This window comes from Microbacterium invictum, assembly GCF_014197265.1.
Classification (GTDB): Bacteria; Actinomycetota; Actinomycetes; order Actinomycetales; family Microbacteriaceae; genus Microbacterium; species Microbacterium invictum.
On sequence record NZ_JACIFH010000001.1, the window covers coordinates 3328502 to 3350024 of the forward strand.

Sequence of the window (21523 nt, forward strand, 5' to 3'; positions counted from 1 at the left end):
CGACCCGCTGCCGGATACGGCATCTGCGATTCATGAACACGCCCCGACCGATGATAGGAACCCTGCGGTGACCGACTCCGTGAACCATCTGCGCCCGCTTCTGGCCGAACTCACCCTCGAGCAGAAGATCGCATTCGTCCAGGGCGCGGATTTCTGGACGACCACCCCGATCCCCGAGATCGGACTCCGGGCGATGACGCTGTCCGATGGCCCGGCCGGGGTGCGCGGTCCGAAGTGGGACGAGCGCGAACCCTCGCTGAACATGCCGTCCGGCTCGGCGCTGGCGGCATCGTGGGACATCGAGCTCGCTTTCCGGTACGGCGCGGCCGCGGCATCCGAAGCACGTCGCAAGGGCGTGGACGTAGTCCTGGGACCGACGATCAACCTACAGCGGAGCCCGCTCGGGGGGCGCCACTTCGAATGTCTGAGCGAAGACCCCGAGCTCAGTGCCGCGCTCGCCGCCGCTTACGTGCGCGGGCTGCAGGGAAGCGGCGTGGCAGCGACCCCGAAGCACTATGTCGCCAACGACTCCGAAACCGATCGGTTCACCGTCGACGTCCGCATCGATGAGCGGACGCTGCGCGAGGTGTACCTGGCACCGTTCGAGCGGGCCGTCGAGGCCGGCGCATGGTCGATCATGAGCGCCTACAACTCCGTCGACGGCGTCACGATGAGCGAGAACGATCTGCTCGAGACGCCGTTGAACTCGGAGTGGGGATTCGACGGTGTCGTAATCAGTGACTGGACCGCGGTGCGGACGTTGGATGCGGTCGCCGCGGCCCAGGACCTCGCGATGCCCGGACCGGCGCCAGCGTGGGAAGGACTGGCCGACGCGGTCCGCAGCGGTCGCGCGAATGTGGGTGACCTCGATCGCAAGGTGCTGCGGCTGCTTCTCCTGGCCGAGCGCGTCGGCGCGCTCAACGGACGCACGCCAGTCGAGCCGACGCCCATCGACGGCCGCCCCTTCGTGCGGGAAGCGGCGATCGCCGGCACGGTACTGCTGCAGAACTCCGGCATCCTCCCGCTTGACCCGTCCGCGCTGGGAGCCGTCGCGGTGATCGGCCAGAACGCCCGCGATGCCCGCACGCAGGGCGGCGGCTCGGCCACCGTCGTCCCGGCGATCGTCGTCTCGCCGCTGGAGGCGCTTCGAGCCGCGCTTCCGGCCGCCGAGGTGCGATATGAGATCGGTGCGATCGTGCAGGACGGGGTGACTCAGATCCCCCTTGCCGCGATGGAGAATCCGGTCACGGGGGAGCCCGGCGTCCGCGTCGCGTTCTTCGATCCCGACGGTGTCGAACTCTTCGCCGAGAACCGTCGTTCGTCGGCCCTTGTCTGGTTCGGGGGCGAGGCGCCGATCAAGGCGAGTCGCACGGTGGTGGTCGAGACCCGATACACGCCCACCGAGTCCGGCACGATCCAGCTGGGGTTCGCCGGCGCAAATCCCGGGCGCCTGTACGTCGATGGGCGCCTGCTGCTCGATGATTCGCCGACGAAGACGGGCACGAACTTGGGAGCCTCGATCCTCAATGCACCCTCGACAACCGTGGCCGTCGTCGTCGAAGCCGGGAGGACGATCGCCCTCCGGGGTGAGTTCACGCGGCGGGCCCGGCACGCCATCGACGGTTCGTTCAGCGTCACCATCGGCGTTGCCCCGGCGCGCACCGATCCGGACGAACTCATCGCTCGCGCGGCGGCGTCGGCGAAGACGGCCGATGTGGCGATCGTCGTCGTCGGCACCAACTCCGAAGTCGAGTCGGAGGGCTACGACCGCGCCAACCTCGATCTGCCTGGCCGACAGGACGACCTCGTGCGTGCCGTGGCCGCGACCGGCACGCCCACCGTCGTGATCATCAACGCCGGCTCGCCGGTCATACTGCCCTGGGCGGACCAGGTCGCCGCTGTCGTGCAAGGGTACTTCGGCGGCCAGGAGTTCGGTCATGCCATCGCCGACGTGGTGACGGGTGCCGCTGAGCCCGGCGGTCGACTGCCCACCACGTGGCCGGCTGCGCTCGAGGACGTTCCGGTCATCGACGTCACGCCGGCCGATGGCCGCCTCGAATATCGCGAGGGCCTCCACATCGGCTATCGCGCCTGGCTGAGGTCGGCGGCCAGCCCCGCATTCGCGTTCGGTCACGGTCTGGGGTACACGAGGTGGGACTGGACTGCGGCACGGCGGGACGGCGATACCGTCGTAGTGACGCTGACCAACACCGGCGGCCGCGCCGGCAAGCACGTAGTTCAGGTCTACGCCGAGCGCCCCGACTCCGCCGTCGAGCGGCCCGCGCGGTGGCTCGTCGGCTTCGCCACGGTGCACGCCGCGCCGGGCGCGACGGTCACCGCCACCGTGCCCGTCCCGTCGCGTCGTCTCGCGCACTGGGCCGGCGAGTGGGTCGTCGAGCCTGGGTGCTACACGATTCGTGCTGGGGCATCCGTCGCTGATCTGCCGCTCGCACTCGAGTGGACGGTGGAGTCATGAACACAAACCTAGAAAGAGAAGGAGCACATATGTCGCTTTCCACCCGGACTCTGTCGGCACCGCCGTCCGGCCATGAGTTGATCGTGTCGGCCATCGGCTTCGGCTGCATGGGCCTGTCGGCGAACTACGGCGAACCCGTCGCCGTCGCGGACGGCATCGACCTCATCCGCGCCGCGCACGAAAGGGGTGTCACACTCTTCGACACGGCAGAGGCCTACGGCCCGTTCACGAACGAGGAGCTCGTCGGCAAGGCCGTCGCACCCATCCGTGATGAGGTCGTCGTCTCCACGAAGTTCGGTTTCGATTTCTCCGGCGAGAAGCGTGCGCTCAACAGCCGTCCCGAACACATCCGCGCGGCCGTCGAGTCGTCGCTTGGACGACTGGCAACCGACCGCATCGATCTCTACTACCAGCATCGTGTTGACCCCGACGTGCCGATCGAGGACGTCGCCGGCGCGGTGAAGACACTGATCGAAGAGGGAAAGGTGCGCGCGTTCGGCCTGTCTGAGGCGAGCGCCGAGACGATCCGCCGCGCACACGCGGTGCACCCGGTCGCCGCTGTTCAGAGCGAATATTCGCTCTGGGTGCGCGAGCCCGAAACAGACGTGCTTCCCGCATGCCGGGAACTCGGTATCGGGTTCGTGCCGTGGAGCCCGCTGGGGCAAGGATTCCTGACCGGGACCGTCGACGCGAACTCGACGTTCGGTGAAGGCGACATCCGGCGGGTGTTCCCGCGGTTCGCCGCCGACGCGCTCCGCGCCAACGAAGAGCTCGTCACGCGCATCCGGCAGGTGGCGGCGCACGCCGAGGCCACGCCGGCGCAGGTCGCGCTCGCCTGGCTGCTCAGCCGCGGACCGTCCATCGTTCCGATTCCGGGTACGCGCAAGCTGCACCGGCTCGACGAGAACCTGGGAGCAGATGCGGTGACGCTCGCCGCGGAGGATCTCGCCGCCCTGGACGAGCTCTCGCGCACGGTGGAGGTCCAGGGTGCTCGCGGCAGTGGGCACGAGTCGTACCGCTGAGCAGCACCGGCCCGCGAATCCCACAAGCCGGTTCCGAATTCAAACGTGGAGGACATCAACATGAATGTGACTTTGAACAACGGCGTCGCTATGCCTGCCCTGGGCTTCGGCGTCTTCCAAACCCCGCCCGAGACCACCGCGGACACGGTTGCCGAAGCCCTGCGCGTGGGCTACCGGCTGATCGACACCGCCGCGTCGTACTTCAACGAGCGCGAGGTCGGCGACGGCATCCGCCGATCCGGGCTCGACCGTTCGGAGGTGTTTATCGAGACGAAGCTGTGGATCAGCGACTACGGCTACGACCAGGCCCTGCACGCGTTCGACAAGTCCGCGGGCAAGCTCGGGGTCGAGACCATCGATCTGCTGCTGCTGCATCAGCCCGTCCCCACACAGTTCGACAAGACGGTCGGCGCGTACAGGGCACTGGAGCACCTACTCGCGGAGGGCAAGGTGCGGGCGATCGGGGTGAGCAACTTCATGCCTGAGGTGCTCGCCGAGCTGCTCGCGCAGACCGACATCGTCCCGGCGGTGAACCAGGTCGAGGTGCACCCGTACTTCACGCAGCGCGACGTACAGGTCGCGAACGCGGCGCATGGCGTGTTGACGCAGGCATGGTCACCGATGGGTGGGATCACCAGCTACCGCGGTGATGACAGCACGTCCACCTTCAACGATCCCGTGATCGGGGCCATCGCCGAAGCCCACGGGACCACGCCTGCCCAGGTGATGCTTCGGTGGCACCTGCAGGAGGGACGTTCGGCGATTCCGAAGTCGGTGAAGCCCGAGCGGATCGCGTCCAACTTCGACGTGTTCGGATTCGAACTGACCGGTGACGAGTTGGCCGCGCTCGATGGTCTCGACACGGGGGTGCGCGGCGGACCCGACCCGGTCACCGTCACGCCCGAGGCCTTCCACCGCGACATCCCCGAAGCCTGACCGGCACAACGACCTGCGAGCCGTGGCCAGATGGCCACGGCTCGCAGATGCCGGAACGAGCGGTCAGCTGAAGTAGGTGGGCCGCCGGGTGACGTAGGGCCCTTCCAGCTCGGCGACCTCATCGCCTGACAGCTCGATGTCGAGAGCGGCGACCGCGTCGGCGAGATGGTGCGGCTTCGTCGCCCCTGAGAGCACCGAGTCCACGACGGGATTCCGCAGGACCCACGCCAAAGCGACCGATGCCATCGACACGTCGCGTTCGCCGGCGATGCGTTCCACGGCATCGACGATGGCCTTGTCGCTGTCGAGGAACAGCGGCTGGCCGAACATGTCGACCTTGGGGTTCTGCTTCGCGCGGTCGGTGGACTGATCGCCCCACGGCCGCGCATTGACGCCCGCGTTGAGCGGGCTCCACGGGATCGACCCGACGCCCTGATCGGCCAGGAGCGCGAACATCTCACGCTCTTCCTCGCGGTGGGTCACCGAGTACTGATCCTGCATGGACACGAACTTCGTCCAGCCGTGCAATTGCGCGGTGTACTGCAGCTTCGAGAACCGCCAGGCCCACATGGACGACGCGCCGAGGTAGCGGGCTTTGCCGGCCTTGACGATGTCGTGCAGCGCTTCCATCGTCTCTTCGACGGGGGTGAGCGGGTCGAAGCGGTGGATCTGAAGGAGATCGACATAGTCCGTGCCCAGACGTGCCAATGACGCGTCGACCTGCTCGATGATCGCCTTCCGGGAGAGCCCTGAACCGCCGGGCCCGTCATGCATCCGGTTGAAGATCTTCGTGGCGAGGACGATCTCCTCGCGGCTCGAGTACTCCTTGATGGCGCGCCCGACAATTTCTTCGCTGGTGCCGCGTCCGTACGTGTTCGCGGTGTCCCAGAAGGTGATGCCGAGCTCGATCGCCTGTCGGAAGATCGGTGCAGCCGCCTCATCATCGAGGTTCCAGTCACGTCCAGTGCCCGGCAGGCCGAAGCTCATGCAGCCCAGGGCGACACGGCTGACCTTCAGGCCGGAGTGTCCGAGATTCGTGTATTGCATGATCCCACTCTCTTATCGGTTGCGCGGCCTAGCCGTGCTGGGCCTGATACTCCAGGTAATCCTCGATGCCGTAGCGGCCCATTTCGCGACCGATGCCCGAGAGTTTGAATCCGCCGTGCGGTGCGCGCATGTCGATCGGGGTGCCGTTGATGCGGACCCGACCGGTGCGGATCCGGGAGGCGACCCGGCGGGCATGCTCGCGATCGCCGGCCCACACCCCGCCGGCGAGGCCGAACTCCGAGTCGTTGGCGATGCGGATCGCCTCGTCCTCGTCGTCGAACGGGATGATGATCACTACCGGCCCGAAGACCTCCTCCTGCGCGAGGCGATCGCTGTTCGTGCCCGAGAAGACGGTGGAGCGGACGTAGTAGCCCCGATCGAGCCCCGCGGGGTGGTCCAGGCCACCGGTGATGAGCTTGACGCCCGCGTCGAGCGCCCGCGAGATGTGGCCGCGCACGCTCTCATACTGATCGGCGTTCGCCAGGGGGCCCAGCTGGGTACGCGGGGCGGTGGGGTCGCCGATGATGAACGAGTCGGCGGTTTCGCCCGCGAGCTGCTCTGCTTCTGCGAGCCGTGCGCGCGGCACCAGGAGGCGGGTGAGAGCTCCGCACGCCTGACCCGAATTGCGGAATGCGTCGTCGATGCCGGACCGGACGGCTTCTTCGAGGTCGGCGTCCTCGAGCACGATGTTCGCCGACTTTCCGCCCAGCTCCAGCGCGACGCGCTTGACTCGGCGGGCGGCGACCTCCATGACCCGTGCACCGGCGCCCACGGAGCCGGTGATCGAGACCATGTCGACGCCGGGGTGGGCGGTGATCGCCTCACCGACGATGCTGCCGGAACCGTTGACGAAGTTCACGACGCCGGCGGGCACCCCCGCTTCCTCGGCGACGGATGCCAGGAAGTGCGGGGTCAGCGGTGCCACCTCGCTCGGCTTCACCACGACCGTGCACCCGGCCGCGATGGCCGCACCGACCTTGAGGGAGACCGAGCGCATCGGCCCGTTCCATGCGCCGATCGCGCCCACGACGCCGGCGGCCATGCGGCGCACGGTGGAGTCGCCGACCTTCTCTTCCCACACAACATCGGGCAGGGCGTCGGCGAAATGGCGCAGATCGCTGATCGACACTCCGGTCGACGCCGTCTTCGCCCGGGTCACCGGCATGCCGATCTCGCGCACGACGGATGCCGTGATCTCGTCTGCTCGCCGCTCCATGATGTCGGCCATTGCGTGCAACGTTGCGGCGCGGTCGGCCGGATCGGTCTGCGACCATGCATCGAGCGCCCCTTGCGCCGCGGCGACGGCACGGTCGACATCTTCGGCAGTGCCGCGTCGTACCTCGCCGTACACCTCTTCGGTAGCGGGGTTGGTCAGCTGTCGGAAGTCCTCGCTCCCGGCGCGAACCCACTCTCCGTTGATGTAGTTGTCGTCGTGCCGGATCATCTGGATTTCCTCCTGGACGGGTGTACGTGCATCGGACAGTCCCGGTTGGTGCTCATCGGTGAGTCAAGCCGATGAGCACCGAGATGGCGGCGTCAATCGGATGATTCAGAGTATACTCTATCGCGAAGGGCCCGATGGTGGCCGTTTCCCGGATAAAGGAGTCTGTCGATGCCCGTGCCATTCGTCCGACACGCCGGCGTCGCCGCTCGAGCCGTCTGGGGTGACGGAGCGCTCGCCGCGCTCGACGGTGAACTGCGCCGCCTCGGCATTACACGTCCCGTCGCGATCTGCGCCCGGTCGGTCGCCGCTCGCGCCGATGTAATGGACATGCTCCACGAGGCGCTGGGCGATCGACCGGTTGCGACGTTCTCCGATGTTCGCGAGCACAGCCCGCTGCCGCAGGTCCGCGCCGCGGCAGAGGTCCTCGCGGAGAGCGGAGCCGATGGAGTCATCGCCGTAGGCGGCGGGTCGGCCGTCGTGACGGCACGAGCCGCGACGATCCTGGCTGCCGAACGCAAGGACATCCGTGAGCTCGCCACCCATCGCGACGCCGAAGGCCGCATGATCAGCCCGCGCCTGCTCGCCCCGAAGCTGCCGAACGTGGTCCTCGCGACGACGCCGACGACGGCCTATGCGAAGGCCGGTGCCGCAGTCCGAGACCCGGAAGCGGCCGAGCGGCTCGCCCTGTTCGACCCCAAAGCGCGCGCCCAGCTGGTCGTGTTCGATCCGATGCTCGCGCGCACCGCGCCGGCATCACTCGTGTCGTCCGCAAGTCTCAATATGTTCGCCATGGCGATCGACGGTATGCAGACGACCGCTGACAACCCGCTGGCCGAGGCCCTCCTCAGTCAGGGTCTTCGCGAAGTGCTGGCCTCACTGCCGGCGCTCGATGCCGACGGTGGGGATGATCGCGAACGGGTCAGGCTCATGCTGGCCGCGCTGCTCGTGGGGCAGGGCAGCGACTTCGCCGGCACCGGGATCGCGCAGGCGCTGTCCCATGCCGTCGGTCCGATCTCAACGACGGCGAACGGCGTGGTCGAGGCGATGCTGCTGCCGCACACCGCCCGTTTCAATCGCGATGTCACCGGGCGGAGCCAGGCTCGTATCGCGGAAGACTTCCCTGCCGGGACGCCGGATGCGCGTGACCTGCCGGATGCGATCGGCCGGTTCCTCGCGTCGTCCGGCGTCCCCACGAGACTCCGGGACGTCGGCATCACGCAGGACCAGTTGCCGGATGCCGTCGCGCATACGCTGGGGGACTGGTCGATCACGCGCGTTCCGAAGCCCGCCGGCGAGGCCGAGCTTCTCGACATCCTGCAGGCGGCATGGTGATGCCTGCCGGTGAACAGCCATCCCGAGGAGGAATGGGTAAATGACGAAGATCCTGGAACAGATGCTGGCCGGCGGGCGCGCGCCCGACAGCGTGGTGCCGATGCTCATCGACGGCGAGTGGACGCACGGCGACGGTGGCGACGCGCTCCCAACGCACGACCCGGGTACGGGCGACGTGATCGCCAACGTGCCACGGGCCACCCTCGCCGATGTCGATCGTGCGGTGGCCGCCGCGAGGGCCGCTTTCGACGAGTCCCGCTGGATGCGGTTGGCGCCGGCCCAACGCGGTGCGATCCTGTGGCGGATCGGCGATGCCATGATCGCGCGGGCCGAAGATCTGGGAGCTCTGGAGAGCCGCAACATGGGCATCCCGGTTCCGCAGGCGCAGGCGATGGTGCGTGAGGCAGCGGCGCAGTTCCACTATTACGCGGGCTGGGCCGACAAGATCCACGGTCGCACCCTCGATCTCGGACCGGCCGAACGCCGGATCCAGGGCTACACGCTCCGCGAGCCGATCGGCGTCGCCGCACTGATCGTTCCATGGAACGCGCCCTTGATCTCGGCGGCCAAGAAGCTCGCGCCCGCGCTCGCGGCCGGCTGCTCCTGCGTGCTCAAGCCCGCGACCGAGACGCCGCTGACCGCCCTCGTGCTCGGCCAGATCATGTCGGACTGCGGTGTCCCCGCCGGTGTCGTCAACGTCGTGACCGGTTCGGGGGAGACGGTCGGCGGCCGGATGGCCGATCACCCGGATGTCGACACGCTCGGATTCACCGGGTCGACCGAGGTCGGGCGCAGCATCATCCACGCCGCCACGGGAAACCTGAAGACGCTGTCGCTCGAGCTCGGCGGCAAGTCGCCGGTGATCGTGATGGGCGACGCCGATCTCGAAGCGGCCATTCCCGGCGTCGCGGGAGCGGTGTTCTGGAACACCGGACAGGTCTGCGCCGCGGGGACGCGTCTGTTCGTCCACGATTCGGTCTATGACCAGGTCGTCGAAGGTGTTGCGGCGCGCGGCCGTGCCCTCAAGGTGGGTTACGGCGCCGACGCGGGCGTCGACATCGGGCCGCTCATCTCGCAGAAGCAGCTGGACCGGGTCACCGACTACGTCGATGTCGGGCGAGGTGAGGGCGCGACCGTCTACAGCGGTGGCACCCGGATCGGGGACGCGGGCTACTTCTTCGAGCCGACGGTGATCGTAGATGTGGATCAGAGCATGCGGGTGATGCGCGAGGAGATCTTCGGGCCCGTGCTCGGCGTGATGCGGTTCTCGGATGCCGATGAGGCGGTCGCCCTGGCCAACGACAACTCCTACGGACTCGCGTCGAGCGTATGGAGCAGAGACGGCGCGACGGCGCACGCCATCGCGAGGCGACTGCGAGCCGGCCGGGTGGGCATCAACATCCATCGCGCCGGCGGGGTCTACATGCCCGCGGGTGGATATCGTCACTCGGGTTGGGGGCGCGAGAACGGCGAAGAGGCGCTGCTCAACTACATGGAGACGAAATCCGTCGTAGCCACGCTCTGATCGTCCGCGGGCGCTCCCGTTGGGGGCGTCCGGGGACGGCCGATGAGCTCACGCCAGAAGTCGACAAGGAGTCGCCTTCTGGCGCCGGTCAAATGCTCTGAGCCCTGTCGCGCATCCGTGACGCCACGGCGAGCATTCGGCTGAGAAGGGCATCAGGCGCCGAGTAGAAGAGCGAGTGGTCAGTGTCGATCTCGATGTAGTCACCGAGAATCGTCGCGCACGCTCGCTGGTAACTTGGGGCCATCGCGAAGTCGTCTGTGCAGACGACATATGTCGCCGGAACATCGCGCCATGAGGCACGCCCGACGGGTGCTGTCATGCAACGATGGTGCATCGGTCGAAGACGGGGCAGTACGGCGTGGATGGTGCTGTCGGCACAGCGGTTGTAGAACGCTGGAGTCGCGCCCTCGGCACTGAGTCGAAAGACCGCGGGGTCGTCCATCGATTCCATGGCGGCCTCGAGCCGCGGCGTGAACAGACGCTCGAAGGCATCGGATGCTGATTCGTCTGAATCAGGCATCGTCGCGGCGCAGTACATCAATTCATCTGCTTCATGACCCGCAGCCGTGATCACGACGCCACCGTAGCTGTGTGCCGCCAGCAAGACCATGTGACCCTGTTCCTTCGCCTCGCGCACAGCCTCGCGCACGACGTGTGCGTCGTCAGCCAGCGAGGTCAAGGGGAGATCGACTGCGGTCACTGTCAAACCTGCGTTCCGAAGCGGGGGACTCAACTCCTCCCAGCACCAGGAACCGTGACATGCACCGTGGACCAGGATCACAGCGACTTCCGGCAGCTCTGTCAACGTATCGACCTCGCCTTTTCGCCGGCCCCGTTTGGTTCCGCGCAGATCTGCTCATCGTCATCGGCCGGGCGCGCCAGAACGGCTTCCGCCCAGTTGTGGATGCGTTGCCAGAACGACTTCCGGGTCCCGGCGAAGTTGTGCATGTGCCCCATGCGTGGACAGATGTGCACAGTCACGTCGCAGGATTGAAGGTACGCACGGGGCTCACTGCGCGGGTCAGGCGTGACGTCGCGTTCGCCGACGCCGACGAAGACCGGCACTCTGATCATCGCCGCCTCAGGAGCGACCGCGCCGGGGGACATCATGGTCATCGAGGAGGGAGGAACGACGTCAGTGGCCCACTCCGGCAGCTCACCGCGACGCGTCGGGTACTCGGTGAGATCGGCTATCACGATGTCTCGCGGCACATCGTCGTAGTGGAATCCGGACGCGGTGGCAGGCAGTCCGTCGGCGTCCCGCGCCATCTCAGGCATTGCCGTGGTGTGCAACTCGCGCGTCATTGCGCCGACATCGGATCCACGGGGAAAGTACCGCGCCGCAGCTCGTGGCGTACCCGGGGGCAGCCAGCTCACCGAATGCGACGCAGACCACCCCAGAACGGCGACGGCGTCGAAGCGATGTTTCTGGCCCTGGTGGAGAATCAACAATGCGCCCCCCATTGATTGGGCGAGTCCGAGGGTCCGTGGAGCTTGGATCGCTCTGAGGCCGGGCACGAGGCTCCCCGAACCGAGACGGTCGAGCACGTAGGCGACCGCTGCATCATTTGCATCGACGAGTTGCTGCCAGGTCACGGTGCTCATGTCTTCGACACGTGTACCACCTCCGGTCCCCAGATGGTCGACCGCAACGAACACCCAACCCTTCGACGTGTGATGGCCGGCCTGGCCACCCCCGCCGTGACCGGGCATGTCAAACGAGAAGTAGCGGCGGCTATAGCCGCCCCCAGGAAACGCGAAGCACACGACCGGGTCGTGGCCGATGACGTCGGGAATCTGGATCGTCACAGCGACTGACAGCTGTTGGTCAGAAGCAACCGCTTCCGATACGTCGACCATGAGTTCATGCTTCGGCATTGGTTCTCCAAGGCTTACAACGTTGTGTCTGCAACGGGGGCTGGCGGTACTCGATCTTGGCAGCGGCTGGCGGTTCCTGCGTACTCGGTGACTGCCGGAGTACGCAGGGCGCGGTCCCGCAGCTGGGCTAGTAGCGCGGCGTGAAGTCCGCGACATTCTCCGGGGTGATGACGACAGGGTCGGTCGTCGTCCCGTACTCGGCGGGAATGTTCGAGATGAAGCGCGGGACGTCCTTCCCGGTCTGGGCATCGTGGATCGCCTGGATCAGCTTGACTCCGTACTGATCCGGGAAATACGGCAACGTGAACTGCATGTTGCCCGCCACGATCTGCTCCACACTGAAGTCTGTCCCACCCTGATCCGCGAACTGCACGGTACCCATGACGCCAGCCTCCTCCATGGCGCTGGCTACTCCACGGGACAGGTCCGGCGAGAAGGCCGAGAGCACCACGGTGACGTCCGGGTTGGCAAGTAGATAGTCACGGGTCTTCGACAATCCACTTGGCGTCGTCCAGTCTGTGAAGACCGGCGTGATCGTGACCTCGCTGTTCGTCTCAGCAAGTTCGGCGATCGCGGCCTTCTGATTGATCACCAGCGGATCGAGCTCCGGACCCGTGATCAAGGCGATCTTCTGCTGTCCTGGGTTGAGCTCGATGGCGGCCTCAAGGAATGCAGTGGTGTAGTCCGACGTCGTGTCGCCGGCAATGGTCGTGAACGTCCCGGGCACCCAGAGGTCGTCTCCAGCAGGCAAGACGCTCGTGTCGCAGGGGGTTCCGATCGTGATCGACAAAAGGCCGGCGTCCGGGATGGTCTTGGTCATCGCAGCACACTCGGAGGCAGCGACGAGCGGTTCCACGGCCATCACGTCGTAAGTCTTGTTGGTCGCGGCCGTCTGGATCTGGTTCAACTGCTTGTTCAGATCGAACTGTGCGTCGATCGCCTCCACCACGTAGCCGTGCTTCGCAGCCTCCTCCTCCGCGCCCCGCACGATTGCCTGGTTGAAGGCGGTCGCGCTTCCTTGAAGGAATATCCCGATCTTCACCTCATCCAAAGGCAGGTCGATGGTGCCACCCTCCCCCACGTCGAGCGTGATCACCTCGGTCGAGCCGGGCGGCGTATCGTCGCCACCGGCATCCGAAGCGCAGGCTGTGAGGAGTAGGAGAGATGCCGTTGCCGCGACGGAAATTGCCATCGTGGTGACGGGCCGGTTGCTGACTAGCGTCATCGCTAGACCCTTTCTGGGAGTCGGAACCCGATGGCGCCGCACGGGCGCCACAAGGGGAGGATTACCACGTCCGCTTTATCGTCCTGTCGGGATGTTCATCATTGAGCGTGCATACAATCTGACGACTAGACGGGTGTATGTACTCTACAGTATATTGAGCCTCAGTCAACGGTGACACTGATGCACCGTGAACGAGCGATCATCAAGCCCACCTGCTTGCCGCAGTGCGCCGATGCAAACCTCAGAGCGCTCCGACCCATGAATGGTGAGCAATGGACAACGCTGTCGTCGTCTCCGATTTGACCAAGGTCTTTGATCGGACCTTTGCGCTACGGGGTATCGATCTGACCGTCCGATCGGGCACAGTGCACGCCCTCATCGGCGAGAACGGTGCGGGAAAGTCCACGGCTCTCGGCGTGATCGCGGGGCGGATAACGAAAACGGGCGGCACTGTGTCCGTCTTCGGGGAAGATCTCCGCGGCGGCGGTCCACGTGAATCCCGGCGTGCAGGCGTCGTCGCCATCTACCAGGAACTCACCATTATTCCCGGTTTGTCGGTCGAGGCGAACGTGTTTCTCGGCCAACCGATCACCCGAGGGGGCTTTCTCGCCGAATCAACGATGCGCCACCGCTATCTGGAATTGTGCGATCACGTCGGGGTCGGTTCCCATCCCCCCAATACTCGAGCGGGTGCGTTGTCGGTCGCAGACCAGCAGATCCTCGAGATCCTCCGGGCTGTGGTCAGTGATGCGCGAATCATCCTGTTCGATGAGCCGACTGCTTCGTTGGCGGTGCCCGAGCGTGAAGCGCTCTTCACGCTCATTCGCGCTCTGCGAGACGACGGCGTCACCGTAGTCTTTGTGAGCCACAACCTCGACGAGGTGCTCGACATCTCTGACAGCCTCACAGTCTTTCGAGACGGTCAGGTAGTGGCCGACGGCGCACGGGGTGACTTCACTAAGGGGTCGATGGTCGCGGCCATGCTGGGGCAGACCGGCGATGACCGGGTCGCTTCCGAGTTGAGCGAGAACGCCGACGGGCACGAGATCCGAACGGCGCCCGGTATCTTGAGGCAGAGTCGGCAGACCGCGCAGCCGCCGCTGCTGGCGATTGCGGATCTGACGGTGCCTGGCGCGGTCGACGGTATCAACCTAGAACTGCAACGCGGCGAGATCATCGGTCTTGGCGGCCTGGTCGGTTCGGGGCGGTCGACCGTCCTACGAGCGATCGCGGGCGCATTACCCCAAGCAACTGGGCGAATGTGGATCGACGGAGTTGAAGTGCCGTGGCCCCGAAGCGTTCGGCGCGCGCTGCGCTACGGAGTTGCGCTGATCCCGGAGGACCGAAAGGCTGAGGGACTCATACTTCCGATGCTGTCGATGGACAACATCGCCGTGAGCGACTTCCGCCGCCTCTCACGGTTCGGCCTTCTTTCCTCGAAGTCGGTAGAGCAATCGACAGCGGACCACGGTGCGGCATTCGGTCTCACCAGGGCACTGCTAGAGCGTCCGGCATGGCAACTCTCCGGAGGGAATCAGCAGAAGCTCCTTCTCGCGCGCTGGAGGCATGTGACGCCGCGCGTGCTGCTCGCCGATGAGCCGACTCGGGGCATCGACGTCGGGGCAAAGGCCGAGATCCTCAGGTCGCTCGAGCGGCTGGCAGGCGACGGACTCGGGATCGTCATGGTCTCCTCCGAACTCGAGGAGATCACGGCCGTCGCGAGGCGTGTAGTCGTGCTCGCCGAAGGCGTGCAGGTCGGACTTCTGGACGCCGCGACAGCGCCCATCTCGCCCCATGACATCCTCGCCCGCGCTTTTCGCGTCAATGAATTGCACACGCATACCAAGGAATTCGGCGATGGCTGAAGGAGATCCCGTGATGAAGAATGATTCCGTGGCCGCAACCAGGCTGCGGCAGGAGTCGCCCCCGATGACTCGCGGGGGTACAGTGATCGTGGCGCGTGGTAGCACCGCCCTGCGGCTTGCCCTGCGATTCGGAATGGTCTGGGTCCTGATCCTCACCGTCATATTCGCGCGGATCATCTATCCGCAATTCTTCGACGCCGCGAACCTCAACAACATGGTCGCTCAAGTGGCCCCGACCGCGATCGTAGCTGTCGGGATGACCTATGCGATCATCTCGGGTGTTTTCGACCTATCCGTCGGGGCTGTGTTCGCGGCATCCGCAGTCCTGTTCACCAGTCTCTCGAACTCGATGCCGTGGCCGCTCGCCTTTGCGTGCACGGTTCTGATGGGGATCGTCTGCGGCGCGGTCAACGGCTTCGTCGTCACCTACCTCAAGGTCAACTCGTTCATCGCCACGCTTGCCACGGCGTCGCTCATTTCCGGTGGTGCGTACCTCTACTCCAACGCACAACCTGTGATCTCCTCGGCCGACGGCTTTGAGTTCCTTGGTACGAGCAGACTGGGAGGGGTGTGGACCTCGACGTGGCTACTCGTTCTGTTGATCCTGCTCCTAGGAGTCATCCTGGGGCGAACCTCCTACGGGAGGTCGATCTATGCGGTCGGCGGCAATCTCGAGGCGTCCCGACTCGCTGGCCTGCGGGTAAAGGGTGTTCGCATCAGTGCGTTCATGATCGTCGCGGCGTGCGCAGCGGTCGGGGGGATGATCGTGGCGTCGCAGACGAGCGTGGGACAGGCGAATCTCGGTGCGAGCGTGACACTGGATGCCATCGCGATCGTGATCATCGGGGGGACCTCGTTGCTCGGGGGAGAGGGCGCGATGTGGCGAACTGCGATCGGAATTCTCCTCTGGGGAACGATCGCGAACGTGTTCTCGGCTCTGGCTCTGAACACCTCCAGTCAGTTGCTGATCCAGGGCGGTATCCTGCTCATCGCCGTCTCCATCGACTCGCTCGCACGACGGGGACGGTGAACCGGCGGTGGCACTGACGATTCGAGCATTCTGCGTCGGACGGGCATACGGGCTCCCCAAGCCGTCGTTCACTTACATGCGCAACTGGCAGCAGCAGCAAGATCTCACCCTCATCATGTTCGTCATCGAGGGTGGTGACTCGCCCATCATCGTGGACACCGGTGCCGACGTAAGCCGTGCGCCAGAGCTCCATGGTCTGAGCATGGAGCAGTTGGAGCACGAAACCCCGCAGTCCGTCCTTCGCGAATGTCGAATCGACCCGGCCGATGTGAAGCTGGTCGTCAACACGCACCTGCATTGGGATCACAGTTCGAACAACCATCTCTTTCCGAATGCTGAGATTGTGGTGCAGCGGGCCGAATTCGAATTCGCGCAGCATCCCGTTCCTTGGCATCGCCATCAGTACGAGGCGCTTCCCGGGGTCGTCGCAGCTTGGCAGGATGCCCGGGACCGGGTGCGGCTCATCGAAGGCGATGTCGTGCTCGCTCCCGGTGTGACGTCGATCGCGTTGCCCGGCCACACCCCTGGATCTCAAGGGGTGCTCGTCGAGGCGGGCGATCGCAGGTACCTCATTGCCGGCGATCTGGTCTACCTCTATGAGAACTGGGCGGGAGACGAGGCAGTCGATCACATTCCGGTCGGCCTGTTCACTGATCTCGTCGCATATGGAGCAAGCCTTCGAAAGGTCGAGGGCCTGGGCTGTGAGGTCATCCCCAGCCATGATGCTCGGGTCGTGGAGCGTCACCTGTTCAACTGATGCTCTCGTGCCGCGTTGGGGCGGAGCCTTGACACCATAGAGAGTCTACTATCTATACTAGAGAGCATCCGAGGCTGCTTCGTATCCCGCCCCGGAACCCGGACAGAGAGGTCCTGCGATCATGCGATTCCACCACAGCAAGAATCCGTCCCGTATCGCCCTCGGTGTGCTCACCGTCGGGGCACTCGTCGTGCTCTCATCGTGCGCATCGAGCACGCCTGAGCCGGAGGAATCAGCGGCCGGCGTTGACTTCCCGGTCGCGACCGGGTCAGGGTCGCCGACCGTGCTCGACGACGCCGAGTGGGAGTCGCTCGTCGAAGCGGCGAACGCCGAGGGCGAGCTCATCGTCTACTCCTCGCCTCCCGGCACCGAAGAGACCTTCGCGCAGTTCTCCGAGGACTACCCCGACATCACCGTCACGGTGGTGCGAGAGCCGACGAGCGATCTCATCGCCCGCATGGATCAGGAGATCGACGCCGGCGTAGCCGGTGCGGACGTGACCTGGCACTCGCAGCCCGCCTGGGCCGCCACGCGAGCCGAGGACGGGGCGCTCAACGCCCTTCAGCTCAGCCCCGAGGCCGCCGAGCTCGGCTGGGGCGAATTCGCCACCGACGACTACTACCTGCAGATCATGGCCAACCCGTATCTGCTCGGGTGGAACACCACGCTCGGCGAGCCCGTCGACAACATCCAGGACCTGCTCGCCAAGGCGGGGGACACTCCAGTCGGCATCGCCGAACCCATCTCGCAGAACGGGATGTTCCAGCTGCAGACCTGGATGGACGAATACGGCGAGGACTTCCTGGGTGAGCTCGCGGCGTTGAACCACACGGTCATCAGGTCGACGACGCCGCTCGCCCAGAGCCTGGCAGCCGGCGAAGTCGGCTACGCGATCCTCATGCAGCCGGGCCTGCTCGATCAGCTGAAGGAGGAGGGCGCTCCCGTCGAGCAGATCGTGCCGGACGACGGACTCGTCACCGGATTCGCCTACGGGCCGATGACGCTCGCCGGCGCCGACCACCCCGCAGCCGCACAGGTGTTCGTGAACTGGTTGATGTCGCAGCCGACGCAGCAGCTCCTCGTCGACAGCCACGGCCCGCTCGCCGTGCCGATCATCCTCGACGGAACCGAGAACGCGCTGGCGTGGGATGAAGTCCAGGCGGTCGACGATGCCGAATGGCCCCAGGAGCGACGAGACGAGTTCCGCGCAGTCTGGGACAGCTACTTCCTCCCTTGACCGGCGGCTCGATCGAGTGCCGGCGATGCCGGTCCTGACGAAGGGAACGTGCAGATGATGTCGTCTTTGATAGCGGAGGTCGATGCCGCCCTCGGCGGCCTGCGGACCGCGCTCGAGGCCGGCGGCTACGGGCTGAGCGTCGATGACGTGCAGCCTGATGGCACCGTGCAGCTTGCGGTGACCGCCGGATCCGAGGCGTGTGAGGAGTGCGTGATGCCCGACGACATGCTCGTGCTCATGGCGGAGCGGGCCATTTCGGAGCGTGGGCTCGCCCTAGGCGGAGTGCAGCTGCGCAAGGATTGGCCGGGAAAATGACCCAGACGATCCAGATGGTCAATCCGGTGCCGCCGCTCCGCAACGCCGACGGTGACCTCGGGGCGCAGCGCGTCTCGACCCTGGCCGGGAAGCGTGTCGGCCTGCTGTACAACGGCAAGCCCGGCGGCCAGCACCTTCTCGAAGGGGTGCGCGGCGCGCTTGCCGCGAGGTATCAGGACATCGATTTCGACTACCGAGCCAAACCTCATGCCGGCGTCGGCGCCCCGTTCCTCGACGAGCTTCCCGGTAACTGGGATGTGGCGGTGGTCGCCGTCGGCGACTGCGGGTCGTGCTCGTCCTATGCCATCCACGATGCGACCGAGCTCGAGAAGCGGGGGATTCCCACTGTGGTGTTCGTGAGCACGCCCTTCACCGAGATGAGTCGGCTCTGGGCGCGGCAACTGGACGTCCCGAACCTGGGGATCGTCGTGGTCGACCATCCGCTGGCGCATCTGCCGGCTTCCGTCCTTGCGGACGAGTGGGGCGCGCCGCGTGCCGATGAAGTGATCGGGCTGCTGGCGGCCGACCAGTGAGCGTGGATGCCACGGCGACACTCCTCGCCGTCTCCGCCGATCCGGTGCAGCTTGCCCGCGAACTGGCCGAGCGCCACATCGGCGATGGGCTGCCCGTCGTGGTCGCCACCCCGGAGCGGGTGGACCAGATGCTGGCGGGCACCCCTCGCGACCCCGATGAGGTGATCGGGCACATGCCTCCGATCCAGGGGCTGGTCACCCCTCGGTATGTGGCAGTGAACGGCGTTCTGGCAGGGTGTTCGCCCGAGCACATGCCGGTTCTGCTCGCCGTCGCCGAGGCGCTGATGGCTCCGGAGTACAACCTGTTCGCCATCCAGCCCACCACCAACCCCGTCACGCCGCTGGTGATCGTGCACGGCCCCGTGCGAGAGCAGCTGGGCATGAACTGGGGCGCGGGATGCTTCGGGCCGGGCAATTATGCCAATGCGGTGATCGGCCGCGCGGTCCGCTTCCTCCTCCAGAACCTGGGCGGTGCCATCCCCGGCAAGACCGACCAGGCGACACACGGCTGGCCCGGCAAGTACAGCTTCTGCGCAGCCGAGAACGCCGACCAGACCCCTTGGGAGCCCTACCATCAGCGGGTGGGGCTCGATGCCGACGACAGCGCCGTGACATTGTTCGCTGTGCAGGCGCAGCACAACATCATCGACGTGACCGGGCAGAACGGCTACGAGGCGCTCAATGTGATCGGGCGCGGAATGGCGGCCGTGGGCTCGAACAACCACACCATGGGCGGGGAGGCTCTGGTGGTGCTCTGTCCCGAGCAGGCTCATCAGATCGCCGACAGCGGACTGGGCCCGACGGAAGCCGCCGAGATCCTGTTCGAGCACGCACGGATCGACATGACCGGCATGCCCGCTCCATTCCAAGAGCTGATCGCCACTCGTCGGCCGAAGTGGGTGGACATGAGCAGGCTGCCGATCGTCGATCGCCCGGAGGACATTCAGATCATCGTGGCAGGCGGTCCCGGTGTCCATGCCCTGTACATGGCGTCCTTCGCGCTGACCAAGGCGGTCACCCGTCGTATCTGAGAGTCCGATGATCATCGATTCCCAAGTCCATGCATACGACGCCGACACCGCCGAAAGGCCCTGGCGCAACGCTCCGGACTGGCCCGCACACGTCACGGGCGCAGAGATGGTGACGGCGATGAAGGCGGTCGGCGTTGACGGAGCGATCCTCGTTTCGCCATTCATCCTGTACGGCTACGACGCGAGCTACACCGTCGCGGTCGGGCGTGAGTTTCCCCGCACATTCGCCTTGGTCAAGATGATCGACAGCACCGATCCGGATGTAGCCGATGTGATTGCGGAGTGGAAGCAGACCCCGGGCACGGTGGGCATTCGTCTGCGGATCGACATCAAGGTCTCCACCCAACCCGACGACCCGGGTGTCGACGTGGCGATGCGGGCGGCAGCTCGGCACGATCTCGCCGTGAACGTGCTGTGCGGCGGGCGGGTCGATGCGGCGATCGACCTCGTGGATCGGCATCCTGACACCCGATTCGTCATCGACCATGTCGGACTCGACCAGCACCTTCCGATATCGTCCCGGCCGTGGGCGCAGTTGGACGGGGTGCTCGAGCTGGCGAAGCGGCCGCACGTGGCGCTGAAAGTGAGCGGCGTGGGCACGCTGGCGCGTGAGCCGTATCCCTACCCCGACATCTGGGATCCCTTGGCGCGGATCTTCGATGCCTGGGGGATCGACAGATGCCTGTGGGGGAGCGACTGGACCCGGACGTCGGCGAAGGTGAGCTACGCGCAGGCGACCGTGCCGTTTCTGTCGACCGATCGACTCACGGATGCCGAACGGGCTCTGCTGATGGGTGAGGCCTGCGCGAGGGCCTACCGGTGGCGACCAACGCCGCCGGCCGAAGGCGAGGAGCGAGGATGAGCGCTGTTCCTGTGGGGCTGTTGCGGGGCGACGGGGTCGGCCCGGAGATCTCCGATGCTGCGCTGATGGTCATGGCCGCCGCCGGCGCGGACATCGAATGGGTCGAGCTGGCTGCCGGGGAGGACGCCTTTCGCCGGACCGGGAGCGCAGTCCCGGACGACACGGCAGAATCGCTGCGCACGCTCGGCGTCGCGCTGAAGGCTCCATACACCACCCCGTTGACCGGCTACACCAGCCCGAGTTGGGCGATGCGGGAGGCCGTCGACGCCTATGTCAATGTGCGCTCTGTTCAGTACTATCCGCATCGTGGATCTCGGTACCCGGGACTGGACCTCACCCTGGTGCGCGACCAGACCGAAGACCTGAGCCGGAGCGTCTCCCAGCGAAGTGCCGACGGCGATGTGGGTATCGGGCTGAAGATCATCAGTCGCCGGGCATCGGAGCGGGTCTCGAGATTCGCCATGCAGTGGGCCCAGGACCATGGCCACGACAGGGTGACCGTCGGGCATATCGCCACCGGCCAGCGAGCGACCGATGGGCTGTTCCTCGAGTCGGCGATGGACGTCGCGCGCGATTTCCCCGATCTCACCGTGGACGAGGAGATCCTCGACGGCCTGTCGACCCACCTCATTCAGGATCCGTCGTCGTATCGCATCCTGCTCACCGAGAGCGTGTACGGCGGCATCATGTGCGGGATCATGGCCGGGCTTGCGGGGACGGTCGGGGTGATGCCGGGCGCGTTCATCGGGCCGGGCGGAGCGGTGTTCGAGGCCGGCCACGGCAGCGCGCCGAAGTACGCGGGTACCGGCAGAGTGAATCCGACGGGGATGATCCTGTCGGGCGCGATGCTTCTGGATCACATCGGCCAGCGGCAGGCCGGCGATCGTGTGCGCGCCGCGGTGGCATCGGCGGTCAGTGAGGGAGACATGCTGACGCGGGATCTCGGCGGCACGGCCACCACCGCCGAGTTCGCCACGCGATGCAGTGCGCTGGCGTCGTCTTGACGCC

The 21523-nt window shown here is 66.1% G+C and carries 19 protein-coding genes; 14 read left to right on the forward strand and 5 right to left on the reverse strand.

Features of this window, described 5'->3' with window-relative positions; translation table 11 throughout:
• Positions 1 to 193 precede the first annotated feature (193 nt).
• The 3 genes from BKA10_RS15340 to BKA10_RS15350 are packed head-to-tail and all read left to right on the forward strand — an operon-like array spanning position 194 to position 4434.
• Positions 194 to 2476 (forward strand): glycoside hydrolase family 3 protein, encoded by a 2283-nt coding sequence (locus BKA10_RS15340; protein ID WP_241740058.1) that lies wholly within the window; start codon positions 194 to 196, stop codon positions 2474 to 2476.
• Positions 2477 to 2505: 29 nt separating this feature from the next.
• Positions 2506 to 3498 (forward strand): aldo/keto reductase, encoded by a 993-nt coding sequence (locus BKA10_RS15345; RefSeq protein ID WP_183500763.1) that lies wholly within the window; start codon positions 2506 to 2508, stop codon positions 3496 to 3498.
• Between the two features lie 60 nt (positions 3499 to 3558).
• On the forward strand, positions 3559 to 4434 hold the full coding sequence (locus BKA10_RS15350) for an aldo/keto reductase (protein ID WP_183500764.1): 876 nt from the start codon (positions 3559 to 3561) through the stop codon (positions 4432 to 4434).
• 63 nt (positions 4435 to 4497) lie between these two features.
• Here BKA10_RS15350 and BKA10_RS15355 read toward each other — a convergent pair whose 3' ends face one another.
• Positions 4498 to 5481 (reverse strand): aldo/keto reductase, encoded by a 984-nt coding sequence (locus BKA10_RS15355; RefSeq protein ID WP_183500765.1) that lies wholly within the window; start codon positions 5479 to 5481, stop codon positions 4498 to 4500.
• 28 nt (positions 5482 to 5509) lie between these two features.
• A complete protein-coding gene (locus BKA10_RS15360; protein WP_183500766.1) occupies positions 5510 to 6925 on the reverse strand; it encodes an aldehyde dehydrogenase family protein in 1416 nt (471 codons plus the stop codon).
• A gap of 168 nt (positions 6926 to 7093) precedes the next feature.
• Here BKA10_RS15360 and BKA10_RS15365 point away from each other — a divergent pair, with 168 nt between their 5' ends.
• Together BKA10_RS15365 and BKA10_RS15370 are read left to right on the forward strand one after the other, a co-directional pair.
• Positions 7094 to 8257: an iron-containing alcohol dehydrogenase family protein gene (locus BKA10_RS15365; RefSeq protein ID WP_183500767.1), complete on the forward strand. Its 1164-nt coding sequence runs from the start codon at positions 7094 to 7096 to the stop codon at positions 8255 to 8257.
• 40 nt (positions 8258 to 8297) lie between these two features.
• A complete protein-coding gene (locus BKA10_RS15370) occupies positions 8298 to 9782 on the forward strand; it encodes an aldehyde dehydrogenase family protein (protein ID WP_206686708.1) in 1485 nt (494 codons plus the stop codon).
• 88 nt (positions 9783 to 9870) lie between these two features.
• On the opposite strand, the gene BKA10_RS15375 is transcribed toward BKA10_RS15370, so the two are convergent.
• The 3 genes from BKA10_RS15375 to BKA10_RS15385 form a co-directional block, all read right to left on the reverse strand.
• Complete coding sequence (locus tag BKA10_RS15375) at positions 9871 to 10563, reverse strand: alpha/beta fold hydrolase (RefSeq protein ID WP_248199226.1); 693 nt, start codon at positions 10561 to 10563, stop codon at positions 9871 to 9873.
• A gap of 20 nt (positions 10564 to 10583) precedes the next feature.
• Positions 10584 to 11660: an alpha/beta fold hydrolase gene (locus BKA10_RS15380; RefSeq protein WP_183500769.1), complete on the reverse strand. Its 1077-nt coding sequence runs from the start codon at positions 11658 to 11660 to the stop codon at positions 10584 to 10586.
• Positions 11661 to 11787: 127 nt separating this feature from the next.
• Positions 11788 to 12885 carry a sugar ABC transporter substrate-binding protein gene (locus BKA10_RS15385; protein ID WP_183500770.1) on the reverse strand — a complete coding sequence of 366 codons (1098 nt, stop codon included), beginning with the start codon at positions 12883 to 12885 and terminating at the stop codon, positions 11788 to 11790.
• Positions 12886 to 13157: 272 nt separating this feature from the next.
• Between BKA10_RS15385 and BKA10_RS15390 the strand changes: the two genes are divergently transcribed.
• The 9 genes from BKA10_RS15390 (at position 13158) to BKA10_RS15430 (ending at position 21519) form a co-directional block, all read left to right on the forward strand.
• Entirely contained in the window at positions 13158 to 14750 is a 1593-nt protein-coding gene (locus BKA10_RS15390; protein ID WP_183500771.1) for a sugar ABC transporter ATP-binding protein, read from the forward strand.
• A gap of 82 nt (positions 14751 to 14832) precedes the next feature.
• A complete protein-coding gene (locus BKA10_RS15395; RefSeq protein ID WP_206686709.1) occupies positions 14833 to 15780 on the forward strand; it encodes an ABC transporter permease in 948 nt (315 codons plus the stop codon).
• Positions 15781 to 15787: 7 nt separating this feature from the next.
• The gene (locus tag BKA10_RS15400) at positions 15788 to 16537 is read left to right on the forward strand and encodes an MBL fold metallo-hydrolase (protein WP_183500772.1); all 750 of its coding nucleotides are present in this window, start codon (positions 15788 to 15790) and stop codon (positions 16535 to 16537) included.
• A 121-nt stretch (positions 16538 to 16658) separates the two neighbouring features.
• Positions 16659 to 17774: an ABC transporter substrate-binding protein gene (locus BKA10_RS15405; protein WP_183500773.1), complete on the forward strand. Its 1116-nt coding sequence runs from the start codon at positions 16659 to 16661 to the stop codon at positions 17772 to 17774.
• A 48-nt stretch (positions 17775 to 17822) separates the two neighbouring features.
• Positions 17823 to 18089 carry a hypothetical protein gene (locus tag BKA10_RS15410; RefSeq protein ID WP_183500774.1) on the forward strand — a complete coding sequence of 89 codons (267 nt, stop codon included), beginning with the start codon at positions 17823 to 17825 and terminating at the stop codon, positions 18087 to 18089.
• Complete coding sequence (locus tag BKA10_RS15415) at positions 18086 to 18622, forward strand: UGSC family (seleno)protein (RefSeq protein ID WP_183500775.1); 537 nt, start codon at positions 18086 to 18088, stop codon at positions 18620 to 18622. Before BKA10_RS15410 ends, BKA10_RS15415 begins: the two co-directional genes overlap by 4 nt.
• Before the next feature lie 2 nt (positions 18623 to 18624).
• Positions 18625 to 19653: a hypothetical protein gene (locus BKA10_RS15420; RefSeq protein ID WP_183500776.1), complete on the forward strand. Its 1029-nt coding sequence runs from the start codon at positions 18625 to 18627 to the stop codon at positions 19651 to 19653.
• A 7-nt stretch (positions 19654 to 19660) separates the two neighbouring features.
• A complete protein-coding gene (locus BKA10_RS15425) occupies positions 19661 to 20515 on the forward strand; it encodes an amidohydrolase family protein (protein WP_183500777.1) in 855 nt (284 codons plus the stop codon).
• Entirely contained in the window at positions 20473 to 21519 is a 1047-nt protein-coding gene (locus BKA10_RS15430; RefSeq protein ID WP_183500778.1) for an isocitrate/isopropylmalate family dehydrogenase, read from the forward strand. The genes BKA10_RS15425 and BKA10_RS15430 overlap by 43 nt, the downstream gene beginning before the upstream one ends.
• Positions 21520 to 21523: the final 4 nt, after the last annotated feature.

Bases quoted from the DNA above. Each gene is read 5' to 3' on its own strand.
- BKA10_RS15340 (WP_241740058.1), top strand. From the start codon at position 194: ATGACGCTGTCCGATGGCCCGGCCGGGGTGCGCGGTCCGAAGTGGGAC.
- BKA10_RS15345 (WP_183500763.1), top strand. From the start codon at position 2,506: ATGTCGCTTTCCACCCGGACTCTGTCGGCACCGCCGTCCGGCCATGAG.
- BKA10_RS15350 (WP_183500764.1), top strand. From the start codon at position 3,559: ATGAATGTGACTTTGAACAACGGCGTCGCTATGCCTGCCCTGGGCTTC.
- BKA10_RS15355 (WP_183500765.1), bottom strand. From the start codon at position 5,481: ATGCAATACACGAATCTCGGACACTCCGGCCTGAAGGTCAGCCGTGTC.
- BKA10_RS15360 (WP_183500766.1), bottom strand. From the start codon at position 6,925: ATGATCCGGCACGACGACAACTACATCAACGGAGAGTGGGTTCGCGCC.
- BKA10_RS15365 (WP_183500767.1), top strand. From the start codon at position 7,094: ATGCCCGTGCCATTCGTCCGACACGCCGGCGTCGCCGCTCGAGCCGTC.
- BKA10_RS15370 (WP_206686708.1), top strand. From the start codon at position 8,298: ATGACGAAGATCCTGGAACAGATGCTGGCCGGCGGGCGCGCGCCCGAC.
- BKA10_RS15380 (WP_183500769.1), bottom strand. From the start codon at position 11,660: ATGCCGAAGCATGAACTCATGGTCGACGTATCGGAAGCGGTTGCTTCT.
- BKA10_RS15385 (WP_183500770.1), bottom strand. From the start codon at position 12,885: ATGACGCTAGTCAGCAACCGGCCCGTCACCACGATGGCAATTTCCGTC.
- BKA10_RS15390 (WP_183500771.1), top strand. From the start codon at position 13,158: ATGGACAACGCTGTCGTCGTCTCCGATTTGACCAAGGTCTTTGATCGG.
- BKA10_RS15405 (WP_183500773.1), top strand. From the start codon at position 16,659: ATGCGATTCCACCACAGCAAGAATCCGTCCCGTATCGCCCTCGGTGTG.
- BKA10_RS15415 (WP_183500775.1), top strand. From the start codon at position 18,086: ATGACCCAGACGATCCAGATGGTCAATCCGGTGCCGCCGCTCCGCAAC.
- BKA10_RS15425 (WP_183500777.1), top strand. From the start codon at position 19,661: ATGATCATCGATTCCCAAGTCCATGCATACGACGCCGACACCGCCGAA.